The sequence below is a fragment of the Acidovorax radicis N35 genome, assembly GCF_000204195.1.
GTDB classification, from domain to species: Bacteria; Pseudomonadota; Gammaproteobacteria; order Burkholderiales; family Burkholderiaceae_C; genus Acidovorax; species Acidovorax radicis.
In genome coordinates this window covers 696,424-712,450 of the sequence record NZ_AFBG01000018.1, presented here as the reverse complement: position 1 = coordinate 712,450, position 16,027 = coordinate 696,424, and the positions used below count along the sequence as shown (strand labels likewise).

Annotated in this window: 14 protein-coding genes; 12 read left to right on the top strand and 2 right to left on the bottom strand. The window is 67.4% G+C overall.

The genetic code is table 11. The features are described from left to right. Positions 1-131: 131 nt before the first annotated feature. A complete protein-coding gene (locus tag ARADN35_RS0108945; protein ID WP_010461202.1) occupies positions 132-806 on the bottom strand; it encodes a hypothetical protein in 675 nt (224 codons plus the stop codon). A gap of 219 nt (positions 807-1,025) precedes the next feature. Between ARADN35_RS0108945 and ARADN35_RS0108940 the strand changes: the two genes are divergently transcribed. After that, positions 1,026-3,029: a peptidase U32 family protein gene (locus tag ARADN35_RS0108940; protein WP_010461200.1), complete on the top strand. Its 2,004-nt coding sequence runs from the start codon at positions 1,026-1,028 to the stop codon at positions 3,027-3,029. 34 nt (positions 3,030-3,063) lie between these two features. Further along, on the top strand, positions 3,064-5,736 hold the full coding sequence (locus ARADN35_RS0108935; protein WP_010461198.1) for a cation-translocating P-type ATPase: 2,673 nt from the start codon (positions 3,064-3,066) through the stop codon (positions 5,734-5,736). Positions 5,737-5,788: 52 nt separating this feature from the next. On the opposite strand, the gene cobA is transcribed toward ARADN35_RS0108935, so the two are convergent. Further along, the gene (cobA, locus tag ARADN35_RS0108930) at positions 5,789-6,622 is read right to left on the bottom strand and encodes a uroporphyrinogen-III C-methyltransferase (protein WP_010461197.1); all 834 of its coding nucleotides are present in this window, start codon (positions 6,620-6,622) and stop codon (positions 5,789-5,791) included. A 208-nt stretch (positions 6,623-6,830) separates the two neighbouring features. On the opposite strand from cobA, the gene ARADN35_RS0108925 reads away from it, so the two are divergent. The 10 genes from ARADN35_RS0108925 (at position 6,831) to ARADN35_RS0108880 (ending at position 16,027) form a co-directional block, all read left to right on the top strand. Further along, positions 6,831-8,552 carry a nitrite reductase gene (locus tag ARADN35_RS0108925; protein WP_029413744.1) on the top strand — a complete coding sequence of 574 codons (1,722 nt, stop codon included), beginning with the start codon at positions 6,831-6,833 and terminating at the stop codon, positions 8,550-8,552. Between the two features lie 160 nt (positions 8,553-8,712). Continuing rightward, positions 8,713-9,036: a c-type cytochrome gene (locus tag ARADN35_RS0108920; RefSeq protein WP_010461193.1), complete on the top strand. Its 324-nt coding sequence runs from the start codon at positions 8,713-8,715 to the stop codon at positions 9,034-9,036. A 10-nt stretch (positions 9,037-9,046) separates the two neighbouring features. Next, entirely contained in the window at positions 9,047-9,394 is a 348-nt protein-coding gene (locus tag ARADN35_RS0108915) for a c-type cytochrome (RefSeq protein ID WP_010461190.1), read from the top strand. After that, on the top strand, positions 9,391-10,584 hold the full coding sequence (locus tag ARADN35_RS0108910; protein ID WP_029413740.1) for a cytochrome D1 domain-containing protein: 1,194 nt from the start codon (positions 9,391-9,393) through the stop codon (positions 10,582-10,584). The genes ARADN35_RS0108915 and ARADN35_RS0108910 overlap by 4 nt, the downstream gene beginning before the upstream one ends. 1 nt (position 10,585) lies before the next feature. Then, positions 10,586-11,575, top strand: coding sequence for a siroheme decarboxylase subunit beta (ahbB, locus tag ARADN35_RS0108905; protein WP_010461186.1), 990 nt, complete (start codon positions 10,586-10,588; stop codon positions 11,573-11,575). Next, positions 11,568-12,047: an Lrp/AsnC family transcriptional regulator gene (locus tag ARADN35_RS0108900; RefSeq protein ID WP_029413738.1), complete on the top strand. Its 480-nt coding sequence runs from the start codon at positions 11,568-11,570 to the stop codon at positions 12,045-12,047. Before ahbB (ARADN35_RS0108905) ends, ARADN35_RS0108900 begins: the two co-directional genes overlap by 8 nt. Continuing rightward, the gene (ahbB, locus tag ARADN35_RS0108895; protein WP_010461183.1) at positions 12,037-12,534 is read left to right on the top strand and encodes a siroheme decarboxylase subunit beta; all 498 of its coding nucleotides are present in this window, start codon (positions 12,037-12,039) and stop codon (positions 12,532-12,534) included. The genes ARADN35_RS0108900 and ahbB (ARADN35_RS0108895) overlap by 11 nt, the downstream gene beginning before the upstream one ends. Beyond that, entirely contained in the window at positions 12,521-13,759 is a 1,239-nt protein-coding gene (nirJ, locus tag ARADN35_RS0108890) for a heme d1 biosynthesis radical SAM protein NirJ (RefSeq protein WP_029413736.1), read from the top strand. Before ahbB (ARADN35_RS0108895) ends, nirJ begins: the two co-directional genes overlap by 14 nt. After that, positions 13,752-15,428 (top strand): cytochrome D1 domain-containing protein, encoded by a 1,677-nt coding sequence (locus ARADN35_RS0108885; RefSeq protein WP_010461178.1) that lies wholly within the window; start codon positions 13,752-13,754, stop codon positions 15,426-15,428. Before nirJ ends, ARADN35_RS0108885 begins: the two co-directional genes overlap by 8 nt. Next, positions 15,425-16,027 carry a cytochrome c oxidase subunit 3 family protein gene (locus tag ARADN35_RS0108880; protein WP_242421551.1) on the top strand — a complete coding sequence of 201 codons (603 nt, stop codon included), beginning with the start codon at positions 15,425-15,427 and terminating at the stop codon, positions 16,025-16,027. The genes ARADN35_RS0108885 and ARADN35_RS0108880 overlap by 4 nt, the downstream gene beginning before the upstream one ends.

Below are 16,027 nucleotides of genomic sequence, written 5' to 3'. Positions count from 1 at the left end.
CCAGCATCGGCCCCATTCACCGAAAATTGATATGCAGACTTAGCAATTTGGTAGGCCATTAAAACGGCTAATGGCGTGGGTTGATTCGCCGGATTTACTGCTTGGCAAGCACCGCAATCTCTGTCACGCGCTCAGCCATTTATCAGCCGCAGCTTGAAGTTGGCAAACGGCAGGATGGCGTTCGGCGCGTCGCGGGGCACACGTTCTTCCACACAGCCCGTGTCATTGGGGGTCACGAAATGCGGGCCAATACCTGCAATGGCCACCTTGTGCGACCCCGTCCAGCCCCAGCCCCACCCAGCCCCGGTCACCTCGCCTTCAAACAGGATGGGGCCATCGGCAGCAATACCCTGGTGGATGGCGATGCACATCCGGTCGGCAAACCCACCTACCCGGTAGCCGGCCTGGATACGGAGCGTGAAGACGGGGTGCACCGCCGGGTTGAAGATCACCCCCGCCGTGTTGGTGACTGTCACCAGCCCCGGCATGGCCGTGCCGTTCCATCGTTCGGCCATCACAGTGCCATCTGCAAAGATGATGAAACCCCGGGCCTCGGACCACAGGTTCTGGCCGTGGCGGTAGATAGGCCCGCAATGGGGGTTGTAGCTGCCCTGCCCGCCCGTGCAGTCCAGCGCGAACACCATGTGGTTGGCACCTTCGGAGAAGAACCACGAGCAGTCCACCGTGCAGACCAGATCGTTGTGCCGGGTGGGAGACAAGCTGAGCCGGGGTGGCAGGTAACAGAAGTCAAGGTCGTTGATCGCCAGGCTGAGCTGGGTGGGCTTCTTCACGCGGGAGGTGCTCATCAGAGTCCTTTCACTGGGTTTGACGGAGTGGCCGACGACGCCGGTGGTCTAGCAAAACATGTTTCACAGAGGCCATGGCATGGCGCCGAGGCTGGCGCGCTGCGCCCGTTGTACCAGACCCACGCAGCACAAAGCCTCGCCACATGGTTACCAAAAGCTGCAGCGCCCGATACCCGAGGGGCGCCCCACGGCATGGTGAAACTGAAATAATCACGCCCCATGTCCCTCCTGCCCCACCAGCTCGAACTGCTCTCCCCCGCGCGCGATGCCGACATTGGCATCGAAGCCATCAACCACGGCGCCGACGCCGTCTACATCGGCGGCCCCGCCTTCGGCGCACGCGCCAGCGCGGGCAACGACATCCGGGACATCGAGCGCCTGGTGAAACACGCGCACCGCTTCAACAGCCGCATCTTCATCACGCTCAACACCATCCTGCGTGACGACGAGCTGGAGGCCGCGCGCCAGATGGCCTGGCAGGTGTACGAAGCCGGTGCCGACGCCCTCATCATCCAGGACATGGGCCTCTTGGAGATCGACCTGCCGCCCATCCAGCTGCACGCCAGCACCCAGACCGACATCCGCACGCCCGAAAAAGCACGCTTCTTGCAGGACGCCGGCCTTTCGCAGATCGTGCTGGCGCGCGAACTGACGGTGCAGCAGATCGCCGCCGTGCACAAGGCGCTGGGGCCCGTGGATGCGCCAGGGCGCGCCAACATCGAGTTCTTCATCCACGGCGCGCTGTGCGTGGCCTACAGCGGCCAGTGCAACATCAGCCATGCGCAGACCGGCCGCAGCGCCAACCGGGGCGACTGCAGCCAGGCCTGCCGGCTGCCCTACCAGGTGACGGACGCGAAGGGCCGCTTCATCGCGCACGACAAGCATGTGCTCTCCATGAAGGACAACAACCAGAGCGACAACCTGCGCGCCCTCATCGATGCGGGCGTGCGCAGCTTCAAGATCGAAGGCCGCTACAAGGACATGGGCTACGTGAAGAACATCACCGCCCACTACCGCACGCTCATCGACGAGATCCTGCAAGAGCGTGAGAGTGCGGGCCGGCCGCTGTCGCGCTCGTCCAGCGGCGCCACCACCTTCACCTTCACGCCCGACCCGCTGCAGAACTTCAACCGCGAGTTCACCGACTACTTCGTGACCGGCCGCAAGGAAGACATCGGCGCATTCGACACCCCCAAGAACCCCGGCCAGGCCATCGGCTGGGTGACCAAGGTGGGGCCCGACTTTGTCGAGCTGGAGGTGAGCGACCCCGCCACCGTGCTGCACAACGGCGACGGCTTGTGCTACTACGACCTGCACAAGGAGCTGGTGGGCATGGCCATCAACGTGGCCGAGCCCGTGTTGGCCCGCAGCGTGGGCCAGTGGCGGGTGTACCCCAAAGACCCGATGGACGGCTTCAAGGACCTGCGCAAGGGCACCGAGGTCAACCGCAACCGCGACATGGACTGGGTGCGCACGCTGGAGAAAAAGTCCAGCGACCGCCGCATCGGCCTGTGGGCGCACCTGAGCGAAACGCCCACCGGCTTTAGCCTGATGCTGACCGATGAAGACGGCAACGTGGGCTGCGCCGACGTGTTGCACGCCCACCAGAGCGCCACCGACGCCGCCAAGGCCGAAGCCAGCCTGCGCGAGCAGCTCGGCCGCTTCGGCGCCACCATCTTTGCGGTGCACGACATTGCCCTGCAACTGACTGAGCCCTGGTTCGTGCCCGCCTCGGTGCTCAACGCGCTGCGCCGCGACGCGCTGGCCGACCTGGAAGCAAACCGCGCGCGCAACTTCGAGCGCCTGCAGCGCGCCACGCCCATCGAGCCGCCCGCGCCCTACCCCGAGGACACGCTCTCCTTCCTGGGCAATGTGTTCAACCACAAGGCACACGACTTCTATGTGCGCCACGGCGTCAAAGTGATCGACGCAGCCTACGAGGCGCACGAGGAAGAAGGCGAAGTCAGCCTCATGATCACCAAACACTGCGTGCGCTTCTCGATGAGCCTGTGCCCCAAGCAGGCCAAGGGCGTCACGGGTGTGCAGGGCACGATCAAGGCCGAACCCTTGATGTTGATCAATGGCAAGGAGAAGCTGACCTTGCGCTTTGACTGCAAGCCCTGTGAAATGCACGTGGTGGGCAAAATCAAGCGCCAGGTGCTGAACCAGGCCAATGAGATCCCCCTGACCTTCTACAAAGCCCGGCCGCAGAACGCGCACTGACGCACTGGCGTGCGGCCTCTTTCCAGATTGCCGCATGCCCCCTTCTCAAGCCCCTCACCTGCACACCGCCGAGGCCGTCGCCCAGGCACATGGCGTCAACCCCGATGCGGGCCTGCATGCCGACGAGGCCCAGCGCCGCAGCGCCACGCACGGCGCCAATGAGCTGGCAACCGGACAAAACCGTCCCTGGTGGCACCTGCTGGCCGACCAGTTCAAGGACTTCATGGTGCTGGTGCTGCTGGGCGCCGCCGTCATCTCGGGGCTGGTGGGCGAGGTCACCGACACCCTGGTCATCCTCGTCATCGTGGTGCTCAACGCGGTCATCGGCTTTGTGCAGGCCTGGCGCGCCGACCAGGCCATGGCGGCCCTGCGCCAGCTGGCAGCAGCCCATGCCACCGTGCTGCGCAGCGGAGCCGTGCAGGTGGTGCCTGCCACCGCACTGGTGCCCGGCGACATCGTGCTGCTGGAGGCCGGCAACCAGATCCCGGCCGACCTGCGGCTGATCGAGATTGCGCAGCTGCAGGTGGATGAATCGGCCCTCACGGGCGAATCCGTCACGGTGGCCAAGCAGACCGAAGCCCTGGCCGCCGAGGATGTGGGCGCACTGGGCGACCGCACCAACATGGCGTTCAAGGGCACCACCGCCACCCACGGCCGGGCGCGGGGCCTGGTGGTGGCCACCGGCATGCACACCGAGCTGGGCAAGGTGGCCACGCTGCTCGACACCGGCGACCGCAGCACGCCGCTGCAATTGCGCCTGGCAGCCTTTGGCAAGCGGCTGGCGCTGGCGGTGCTGGGCATCTGCCTCGTGATCTTTGGGGTGGGCGTGCTGCGCGGCGAGGCACCGCTGCTCATGGCGCTCACCGCCATCAGCCTGGCCGTGGCCGCCATCCCCGAGGCCCTGCCCGCCGTGGTCACCGTGCTGCTGGCCCTGGGCGCACGCCGCATGGTGGCCGTGCATGCGCTGGTGCGGCGCCTGCCGTCGGTCGAAACCCTGGGCTCAGTCACCACCATCTGCTCGGACAAGACCGGGACCCTGACGCAAAACCGCATGCATGCCGAGCTGCTGCTGGCCCACGGTGTGCGCTGGGTGCCCGGCGACCCCCTGCCCGACCCGACGCACGCGGAGGCCCTGCGCGCCGCCGCGCTGTGCAACGACGCCACGCTCCAGGCACAGAACGAAGAGGGCCAGTCCGCCACCCACTGGCAGGGCGACCCCACCGAAACCGCGTTGGTGCTGGCCGCCCACGCAGGCGGGCTGGACAAGGCCCAGCTCGACACCACCTGGCCGCGCGTGCAGGAGCAGCCGTTTGACTCCGACCGCAAGCGCATGACCACCTTCCACCGCGCTGCCGATGGCTTTGTGGCCTATACCAAGGGCGCGCCGGAATCGCTCTTGCCCCGCTGCACCGCCCACTGGACGCCCGATGGCACTGCCGCACTCGACACCGCCAAGGTCCTCGCCACTGCCCAGCAACTCGCCGCCCAGGGCCTGCGGGTGCTGGCCCTCGCCCGCCGCAGCCACGCCCGCCTGCCGGACACCAACGACATCGACGCGGTAGAAAGCCAGCTGGAGCTGCTGGGCCTGATCGCCCTCATCGACCCACCCCGCGCCGAGGCTCAGGCCGCAGTGCGCGACTGCCTCAGCGCGGGCATCACCCCGGTGATGATCACGGGCGACCACCCCGCCACCGCGCGCGCCATCGCGCACCGGCTGGGCATTGTGCGCAGTGCGGATGCCCCTGTGCTCACCGGCGCAGACCTCGCAACACTGGACGATGCCGCCCTGCGCGCCCGCGTGGAACAGGTGCAGGTCTACGCCCGCGTGGACCCGGCGCAGAAGATCCGCATCGTCGAAGCGCTGCAGGCCCAGGGCCACTTCGTGGCCATGACGGGCGACGGCGTGAACGATGCCCCGGCGCTCAAGCGCGCCGACATCGGCGTGGCCATGGGCCAGGGCGGCACCGACGTGGCGCGCGAGGCATCCAGCTTGGTGCTGCTGGACGACAACTTCGCCACCATCGTCGCCGCCGTGCGCGAAGGCCGCCGCATCTACGACAACATCCGCAAGTTTGTGCGCTACGCGATGACGGGCAACTCGGGCGAGATCTGGACCATCTTCCTCGCACCGCTTTTGCTGCTGCCCATTCCGCTGCTGCCCATCCACATCCTGTGGGTCAACCTGGTGACCGACGGCCTGCCGGGCCTGGCGCTGGCGGCCGAACCGGCCGAGCGCGGCATCATGCAGCGCCCGCCCCGCGCGCCGCGCGAGAGCCTGTTTGCCCACGGCATGTGGCAGCACATCCTGGGCGTGGGCCTGCTCATTGGAGGACTGTGCCTGGCGGTGCAGGCCTGGGCCCTGCACACCGGCCACGCGCACTGGCAGACCATGGTGTTTACGGTGCTCACGCTGGCGCAGATGGCGCATGTCATCGCCATCCGCTCCGAATCCGAACCCATCTGGCGCCTGGGCCTGCTCAGCAACCGCCCGCTGCTGGGTGCCGTGCTGCTCACCTTCGCGCTGCAGATGGCCACCATCTATGTGCCCTGGCTCAACCCCATCTTCCGCACCGAGCCGCTGAGCCTGGGCGAGCTGGCGCTGTGCGTTGGCGCCGCGCTGGTGGTGCTGGTGGTCGTGGAGATTGAAAAGGCCTGGCGACGCCAGCGCCCGCAGTCAGCGGCCTCTGACGCCGCGCTGGACGCCTGAGAACCTGTTCAGTAGGCCTTGCACCGATGCCCGTTCACCACGGCGCCTTGGCTCAATGATGCGCTGAAGCCTGCGCCAGGCCCTGAACCAGCGCAGGCTGCAGCGCTACCACCTCGCCCACGATGATCAGTGCAGGTGCCTTTACGCCCTGGCTGGCCGCAAGGCTTGGCAACGAAGCAAGGGTGCCGGTGAGGCAGCGTTGATCCGGCAGGGACGCACGCTCGACGATGGCTGCGGGCGTGGTCGGCGGCAAACCGTGCGCGGCGAGTTGCGCGCAGATGGTGGGCAGCGTGGCCACTCCCATATAGAACACCACGGTCTGACGTGGGCGCGCCAGCAGGGGCCAGTCCAGCGCTGTGTCGTTGTCGCCGCGCAGGTGCCCGGTGGCCAGCACCAGGGTACCCGCATGGTCACGGTGCGTGAGCGGGATGCCTGCGCAAGCTCCCGCGGCCTGCGCGGCCGTAATGCCCGGCACCACATCGAAGGAAATGCCCGCGCGGGCCAGGCCCAGCGCTTCTTCGCCACCGCGGCCAAAGATGTAGCAGTCGCCACCCTTGAGACGCACCAGGGCCCGGCCGCTGCGCGCCAGGCGGCACATCAGTTCGATGATGTCCTCCTGCGGCAGCGCGTGGCGCGACGACTCTTTGCCCACGTAGATGCACTCCGCGCCAGCGGGCACCAGGGCGAGCACGTCCTCACCCACCAGGTGGTCGTACAGCACCAGGCTCGCCGCGCGCAGCACGCGTGCGGCCTTCACCGTGAGCAGGTCGGGGTCGCCCGGGCCCGCACCCACCAGCGTCACATGGCCTGTAGGCACTGGGTTGTTGTTCTCTGCCCCGCCGCGTGCGGGTTTCTTCAGCCATTGGGGGTCATCCATGAAGCTCATGTGTACGGCTCGCTGGTGTTTTGTGGGTGCGGCCATGGTGGAACAGGCCGGATGCCGCGTCCTTGAACCAGTTCAAGGACAACGCACGCTGACCGCAGGACCATTGCCTCACCCGCAAGCAACGTAGGGCAGCCGTGGTGCGGGTCGGAGGGCGCAGCAGCCGCATCCCCCGCCAACCATTCGCTGCCCATGACGCAGAGGACCGATGATGAAAGCAATCAAGACCGTCCAGCACCTGGCCCTGGCAGCCCTCGCTATGGCTGCGGCCACGGCGATGGCACAGGCAGGCAAGGGAGTCTCGCAACCCGAAATGAATTACCAGGCTGGCGGCTCCCCCCTGGTGAACGAGCCCATGCACCAGAGCACCAATCCCAAGGCGCCGCCGATGACGGCCGCAGAGTTCGAGAAGGCCCGCCAGACCTACTTTGAGCGCTGCGCGGGCTGCCACGGCGTGCTGCGCAAGGGAGCCACCGGCAAGCCACTGACCCCGGACCTCACCACGGCCAAGGGCACGGACTACCTAAAGGTGTTCATCTCGTATGGCTCGCCAGCGGGCATGCCCAACTGGCTGACTTCCGGCGAGATGAACGAGAAGGAAGTGGACCTGATGGCCCGCTACATTCAGCACGAGCCGCCAACCCCACCCGAGTACGGCATGGCCGACATGAAAAAGACCTGGAGGGTCATCGTCGAGCCCAAGGACCGGCCGAAGAAAAAGCTCAACAACTACAACATCGAGAACATCTTCTCGACCACGCTGCGCGACACCGGCGAAGTGGCGCTGATCGACGGCGACACCAAGCAGATCATCAACATCGTCAAGACCGGCTACGCCGTGCACATCTCGCGCACGTCGGCCTCGGGCCGCTACCTGTTCGTGATCGGCCGCGATGGCAAGATCAACATGATCGACCTATGGATGGAAAAGCCCGACAACGTCGCCGAAGTGCGCGTGGGCCTGGAAGCCCGCTCGGTGGATACCTCCAAGTTCAAGGGCTATGAGGACAAGCTCGCCATCGCGGGCAGCTACTGGCCGCCGCAGTTCACCATCATGGACGGCGACACGCTGGAGCCCAAGAAGATCGTGAGCACCCGGGGCATGGTGGTGGGCACGCAGGAATACCACCCTGAGCCACGCGTCGCCTCCATCGTGGCCTCGCACTTCAAGCCCGAGTTTGTGGTCAACGTGAAGGAGACCGGCAAGACGCTGATGGTGGACTATTCCAACATCGACGCGCTCAAGGTCACCGAGATCGGCTCCGCGCCCTTCCTGCACGATGGCGGCTGGGATTCAAGCAAACGCTACTTCATGGTGGCGGCCAACAACAGCAACAAGATCGCGGCCATCGATGCCAAGGAAGGCAAGCTGGCCGCCATCACGGACGTGGGCAAGATTCCCCACCCCGGCCGAGGCGCCAACCTGCTGCATCCGAAGTTCGGCCCCGTCTGGGCCACCGGCCATCTGGGCGACGAAACGATCTCGCTCATCGGCACAGACCCCAAAAAGCACAAGCAATACGCCTTCAAGGAAGTGGCCAAGCTCACCGGCCCGGGCGGCGGCGCGCTGTTCATCAAGAGCCACCCCAAGAGCACGCACCTGTACTCGGACGCACCACTGAACCCTGATCCCAAGATCTCGCAGTCCATCGTGGTCTACGACATCAAGAACCTCGACAAGGGTTTTGTGACCTTGCCGGTCGCGGAGTGGGCGGACCTGAAGGATGACGGCGCCAAACGTGTTGTGCAGCCCGAGTTCAACAAGGCCGGCAATGAGGTGTGGTTTGCGGTGTGGAGCGCCAAGAACAAGGAAAGCGCGCTCGTGATCGTGGACGACAAGACGCTCAAGCTCAAGGCCGTGATCAAGGACCCGCGCCTGATCACGCCCACGGGCCACTTCAACGTCTACAACACTCAGCACGACATTTATTGACCCCCCTGAGTCGCCTGCGGCGCCTTCCCCCCAGGGGGACGCCGCCAGGGGCCTGGCGAAGCCAGTTCCCCGGCGGCTGCGGGCCCCAGGCCGCGCGGATGCGCATGCCGGGGGCGATGCCAAGCGTCGAGGCAATTCATCCACATAACAGGAGCAAACGATGAGACACCATCTGACCGGGCCTCTGGCCATTGCTGCAGCCCTGGCACTTTGCGCCGGTGCGGCCAGCGCAGCCTCGCCCGAGGAAACCATGAACAAGGCCGGCTGCATGGCCTGCCATTCCAAGGACAAGAAGCTCGTCGGGCCGTCGTTCAAGGACATTGCGGCCAAGTACAAGGGCAAGGACGCGACCGCGCAGCTGGTCGACAAGGTGCGCAAGGGCGGCTCAGGCGCATTCGGGCCGGTCCCTATGTCCCCGAACGGGCCGGACAAGATCGGTGACGCCGACCTCAAGGCGGCCGTCGAGTTCATCCTCGGGTCCTGAGCGCAACGCCATGCCACTGCGTGCCGCCCTGGCAGTGCTGTGCGTCCTGGCCTGTGCCGGGGCCATGGCACAGGCCACTGGCACACCACCAGAGCGCCAGCGCGAGCTAGTGCGCATGGTGCGGCAGGACTGCGGCTCGTGTCACGGCATGCACCTTACCGGCGGGCTAGGCCCGCCGCTCACCACCGCGGCCCTGGCGGAAAAGCCTGTCCCGTCCATGGCCGCCACCATTTTTCACGGCCGCCCGGGCACCCCCATGCCGCCCTGGCGTACTTTTGTCACCGAAGCCGAAGCCCTGTGGATCGCCGAGCAATTGGCGAGTGGCTTCCCTCCTTGGCCCCCGCGCCCCCAGCCATGAAACGACGCCCCCTCCTCCTGGGCCTGGCGGCCCTCCCGCTGCTGACCAGCGGCTGCGCAACGCTGCAGCAGCCCGCGCCCCCGCTCATGGGCACCGGCGACCTGGGCCTGGTCATCGAGCGCGCCACCGGCTCGGTGTTGCTGGTGAACACCACACACCGCTCCGTCCTGGCCCGCATCACCGGTCTGGGGGACCTTTCCCATGCCTCGCTCGTGTTCTCGCGCGATGGCCGCCACGCCTATGTGTTTGGCCGCGACGGCGCACTCACGCGCATCGACCTGCTGACCCGGCGCATCACCGCGCGCGAGCAGCAGGCCGGCAACTCCATCGGCGGCGCCATCAGCGCCGACGGCACGCTGGTAGCCGCGCAGAACTACACGCCCGGCGGCGTGAAGGTGTTCGACGCCGAGACGCTGGCATTGCGGGCGGACATCCCCGCGCTCACTGCCAACGGCCAGCGCTCGCGCGTGGTGGGCCTGGCCGACCTGCCCGGCCAGCGCTTCATCTACAGCCTGTTCGACGCCGACGCGATCTGCATTGCCGACTGCACCGACACCGCGCGGCCGCGCATGACGCGCATCGACGGCATTGGCCGCCAGCCGTATGACGCGCTGGTCACGCCCAACGGCCGCCACTACATTGCAGGCCTGTTTGGCGAAGACGGCCTGGCCCTGGTGGACACCTGGGCCGATCAGCCCGTCGCCCGGCGCATCCTGGGCGGCTATGGCCGCGGCCAGCAGCCCCTGCCCGTGTTCAAGATGCCCCACCTGCGCGGCTGGGCCGTAGCCGGGCGCCATGCCTATCTGCCCGCCATCGGTCGCCACGAGGTGCTGGTGGTGGATACCACCACGTGGGAAGAAGTCTGCCGCATCCCGGTAGCGGGCCAGCCCGTGTTCGTGATGGCGCGGCCCGATGGCCGCCAGGTATGGGTGAACTTCGCCGTGCCCGACTACCACCGTGTGCAGGTCATCGACACCCTGGTCCAGCGCGTGGCCGCCACGCTGCAGCCCGGCAAGGCCGTGATGCACATGGAGTTCACGCCACGCGGCGAGTCGGTGTGGATCAGCTGCCGCGACGACGACAAGATGCAGGTGGTGGACACCGCCACGCTGGCCACCCAGGCATCGCTGGCCGCCCAGGCGCCCAGCGGCATATTTTTCACGGCGCGCGCCCAGCGCATGGGTTTTTAGCATGTGTGCACACACCAGCGACCTGCCGCTGCTCAACACCTGGCAACGCGATTTCCCGCTCTGCCTGGCACCGTTCGATGTGCTGGGGCACGCCCTGGGCCGCCCCGCCAACGCCGTGATCGCCCATTGCCGGCGCCTGCAGGACGCGGGGGTTCTGGGCCGCATAGGCGCCGTGTTTGCGCCGGGCGCAGGCGGCGCGGGCCTGCTGGCCGCCATGGCCGTGCCCCATGCGCGGCTGGAGGCCGTCGCGGCCCTGGTATCCAGCCACCCGGGCGTCAACCACAACTACGAACGCGAAAACCCGCTCAACCTGTGGTTTGTTGCTACCGCCACAGACCCGGCAGCCCTGGAGCAGGTGCTCTGCCGCATTGAACAGGACACCGGGCTTCGCGTGCTGCGGCTGCCCATGGTGCGCCCCTACCGCATCGACCTGGGCTTCGACCTCTGCGCCACCACCGTCGCAGCGGGGGGCGCTACGCATGCAGCCTCCACGCCCGTGCCCGCCCATGAAGCAGGACTGGCGGCATTGGCCGAGCAGGGCCTGCCGCTGGTCGAGCGGCCCTACGACGCCTGGGCGGAGCACCTGGGATGGAGCCCCGCCACCGTGCTGGAGACCCTGCACCGCTGGCTGGCACAAGGCATCTTGAGCCGCTTTGGCATGGTCGTGCGCCACCATGAGGTGGGCTACACCGCCAACGCGATGACGGTGTTTGATGTGGCCGACCAGCAGGTGGATGCCTGTGGTGCCCTGCTCGCCCGGCAGCCCGGCATCACCCTTGCCTACCAGCGCGAGCGCTCGGAACACTGGCCCTACAACCTGTATTGCATGGTTCACGGGCAAGAGCGCACCGAGGTGCTGGCATTGATAGAGCAGGCCGCGCAGCAGGCCGGCATTGCCCACCTGCGGCGCGAAACCCTTTTCTCCCTGCGGCGCTTCACCCAGCGCGGCCCGCGCCGGTTTGCGGCCCTCCAGGAGGCACCCCATGCTTAGGCCGGACCAACTTCGCCTCGTGGACTACCTGCACGGCGGCTTTCCTGTGGTGGACCGCCCCTTCGCCGACGTAGGCGCAGCCCTGGGCTGGAGCGAGGACCATGTCATCGAATGCCTGCGCAAGTTGCTGGCCAGCGGCGTGCTCACGCGCTTTGGCCCCCTGTTCCAGATCGAGCGCGCGGGCGGGCAGTTCATGCTGGCAGCGCTGGCCGTGCCCGAAGAGCGCTTTGACGAAGTCACGGCGCTGGTGAACGCGCTGCCCGAAGTGGCCCACAACTACCGGCGCGACCACCCGTCGCTCAACATGTGGTTCGTGCTGGCCGGGGAGTCTGCAGGCGCCGTGGCCGATGCTGCCCGCCGCATCGAGCACATGACCGGCCTGCCGGTGTTCCAGTTCCCCAAGGAGCACGAATACCGCGTCGAGCTGCGCCTGCCCCTCATCCCGCCGAAAGGAGCCCGCCATGGCCCTTGATGCCTTCGACCGCACCCTCATCGCCGCTGTGCAGGGTGGCCTGCCGCTGGTGGCCCGCCCCTACGAGGCCGTGGGTGCCCTGCTGGGCGTGAGCGGCGAACAGGTGCGAGAGCGCCTTGCCTCCATGCTGGACGAGGGCCTGGTGCGCCGCATCGGCGCCGTGCCCAACCACTACCGCCTGGGCTTTACCGCCAACGGCATGAGCGTGTGGGACGTGGACGACCGCCAGGTGGATGCACTGGCCACCCAGATCGCCCGGCTCAATGGCGTGAGCCACTGCTACCGCCGCACCCGCCACCTGCCCGACTGGCCCTACAACCTGTTCGCCATGCTGCACGGCCGCACGCGCGATGAGGTCGAGCGCCAGGCCGATGTGGTGGCCGCGCTGCTGGGCCCAGCGTGCCGTGCACACGACATCCTGTACTCCACGGCCATTCTCAAAAAAGCCGGCCTGCGCTTGAAAGGCACCAACGATGTTCAGGATTAGCCAATACATGCGTGAGCTCGCCGCCGCCGAGGCGGCGGGCGCCTACCCGGCCGTGCGCAGCCGCCCGCAGAAAGGCCCGCAGGGGCCCGTCGTGATCTGGAACCTGATTCGCCGCTGCAACCTCACCTGCAAGCACTGCTACGCGCTGTCGGCCGACCACGACTACGCGGGTGAACTCTCGCGCGACGAGGTGTTCGGTGTGATGGACGACCTGCGCGCCTATGGCGTGCCCGTGCTCATCCTCTCCGGTGGCGAGCCGCTGATGCGCCCGGACCTGTTCGACATTGCCGCCCGCGCGCGGGACCTGGGGTTCTACACCGGCCTGTCCACCAACGGCACGCTGATCGACGCACCCATGGCCGACCGCATCGCCGCCCAGGGCTTTGACTATGTGGGCATCAGCCTCGACGGACTGCGCGACACCCATGACCGCTTCCGGCGCATGCAGGGCGCGTTCGACCTGAGCCTGAACGCGCTGAAGCTGCTGCGCGAGCGGGGTGTGAAGGTAGGCATGCGCTTCACCATGACCGCGATGAACGCACATGATCTGCCCGCGCTGCTGGCCCTGATGCGCGCAGAGCAGGTCGACAAGTTCTATTTCTCGCACCTGAACTACGCCGGGCGCGGCAACATCCACCGGGGCAAGGACGCCCAGTTCCAGGCCACACGCGATGCGCTCACGCTGCTGTTCGACCGAGCCTGGCACGCAGCACAAACAGGCCTGGCCGAGGAGTACGTGACCGGCAACAACGATGCCGATGGCCCCTTCCTGCTGCAATGGGCGCAAATGCACCTGCCGCGCTGGGCACCGCTGCTCGCGCAGCGCCTGGCCGCCTGGGGCGGCAACGCCAGCGGCCTGAACGTGGCCAACATCGACAACCTGGGCCAGGTGCACCCCGACACCATGTGGTGGCACCACACGCTGGGCAATGTGCGCGAGCGGCCCTTTTCGGCCATCTGGAGCGATACCTCCGACCCGCTGATGGCCGGGCTCAAGCAGCAACCGCGCCCCGTGCAGGGCCGCTGCGCGCAGTGCCACTACCTGCTACTGTGCGGCGGCAACACCCGGGTGCGCGCCCAACAGCTCACCGGCAACGCCTGGGCCGAGGACCCGGGCTGCTATCTGGAAGACGAAGAGATCGGTGCAGTGGCCGCAGCAGGCAGCGCGCCGCACGGCCCGCGCCAACGCATCACCATTCCCATCCGGGAGCAAGCCCATGCCTGACATCCCTGTCCTTACACCGCACCGTTGGCGCGCGTGGCTGGCCGATGCCGCCCGTGCCACCCTGGTAGCTGGCCTTTTCTGGATGGGCTGGGACCTGGCTATGGCCCAGCAAAACAGCACCAGCACGAGCGCCACCGCCAGCACGAGCCCCAGCGCCGCCAGCCTCTTCGCCACCCACTGCGCTAGCTGCCACGGAACCCAGCGCACTGGCGCCATGGGCCCAGCCCTGCTGCCCGAGAGCCTGGCCCGCCTGCCGACCGCAGAAGCCCTGCGGGTCATCACCAGCGGTCGCACGGCCACGCAGATGCCCGGTTTTGCCGGCACGCTCTCGCCTGCCGAAATCCAGGCGCTGAGCGCGTTCATCCGTACCCCCGTGGTGCCCGCACCGCGCTGGACGGAGGACAACATCCGCGCATCGCGCGAATTCCATCCCGCGCCAGCGGGCGAGCCCGCTACGCCAACGTGGCAGGCGGACCCGATGAACCTCTTCGTGGTGGTGGAAGGTGGCGACCACCATGTGAGCCTGCTCGACGGCGACCGCCTGGAAGTCATCACCCGCTTTGCCAGCCGCTTTGCGCTGCACGGCGGCCCCAAATTCTCGCCGGACGGCCGCTACGTGTACTTCGGCTCGCGCGACGGCTGGATCACCAAGTACGACCTGTACCGCCTGCGCGTGGTGGACGAAGTGCGTGCCGGGCTGAACATGCGCAACGTGGCGGTGAGCGGCGACGGCCGCTGGGTGATGGCCGCCAACTACCTGCCGCACACGCTGGCCCTGTTCGACAGCGACCTGCAGTTGGTGCGCACCTACGACGCGCGCACGCTGGACGGTAAAAGCAGCTCGCGCGTCTCGGCCGTGTACGACGCCGCGCCGCGCAAGAGCTTTGTCGTGGCGCTCAAGGACATCCCGGAGATCTGGGAGATTTCGTACGACCCAGAGGCACCGCCCATCCACGACGGCCTGGTGCACGACTACAAGATGGGCGAGGCCATTGCGAAGCCCGGCTACCTGGGCGTACGCCGCACGCCGCTGGATGAACCGCTGGACGACTTCTTCTTCGACCAGAGCTACCGCCACGTGCTGGGCGCCACGCGCCCCAAGACGGCTGCCCCGGACGGCAAGGCCGGCACCGACCCCGCCACCGCCCAGGTGGTGAACCTGGACGTGCGCCGCAAGATCGCCGACCTGCCGATTGCAGGCATGCCGCACCTGGGCTCGGGCATCACCTTCGCCTGGCAGGGCACCACGGTGCTGGCCTCGCCCAACCTGCAGGGCGGCAGCATCGACGTGATCGACATGAAGACCTGGAAGCCCGTGGCCAGCATCCCCACACCGGGGCCGGGCTTCTTCATGCGCAGCCACGAGAACACGCCCTATGCCTGGACGGACTCGATGATGAGCGCCACCGCCAGGGACACCCTCACCATCATCGACAAGGCCACGCTGCAGCCCGTGGCCACGGTGCGCGAGCCCGGCAAGACCCTGGCGCACATCGAGTTCACCCGCGACGGCCGCCTGGCGCTGGCCAGCCTGTGGGAGATGCAGGGCGCCCTCATCGTGTACGACGCCGCCACGTTCAGGGAGGTCAAGCGCCTGCCCATGAGCAAGCCCGTGGGCAAGTACAACGTGTGGAACAAGATCACGCGATCGGAAGGGACTTCGCATTGAGCAGCACTGCGATGCCCCCGGCCCAGGCGGCCCACCCGCCGACATCGCCTCGCCTGGTGGGCGACCTGGTGGTGTGGCTGCTGGTGCTGGCCGAGCTGCTCACCTTCGGTATCCTTTTCGCCGCGTTTGCCTTTGCGCGGCTGCGCGAACCGGGTCTGTTCGCGGCCGGCCAGGCCACGCTGGACCTTTCCACCGGCGCGGCCAACACCGTGCTGCTGGTGTCCGCCAGCTGGTGTGCGGCGCGCAGCGTGCACACCGCGCGCAACGGCTGCTCTGCCCAGGGCGCGCGCTGGCTGCTGGGCGCGCTGGCCTGCGGCTGCGGCTTTCTGCTGCTCAAGAGTCTGGAGTACGCGCACAAGTGGCGCGAGGGCATCGACGTGGCCGAGAACACGTTCTACCTGCTGTACGTGATGCTCACGGGCTTTCACTTTCTGCACGCGGCCGTGGGCTGCATCATCTTTGCGGTGCTGTGGGGGCCCACGCGGCGCGGCGCCTACGGGCCGCACGGTTGCCATGCGCTGGAGACGGGTGCGGTTTTCTGGCACATGGTGGACCTGCTGTGGATGGTGCTGTTCCCGCTGGTCTACGTGCTGCGATAA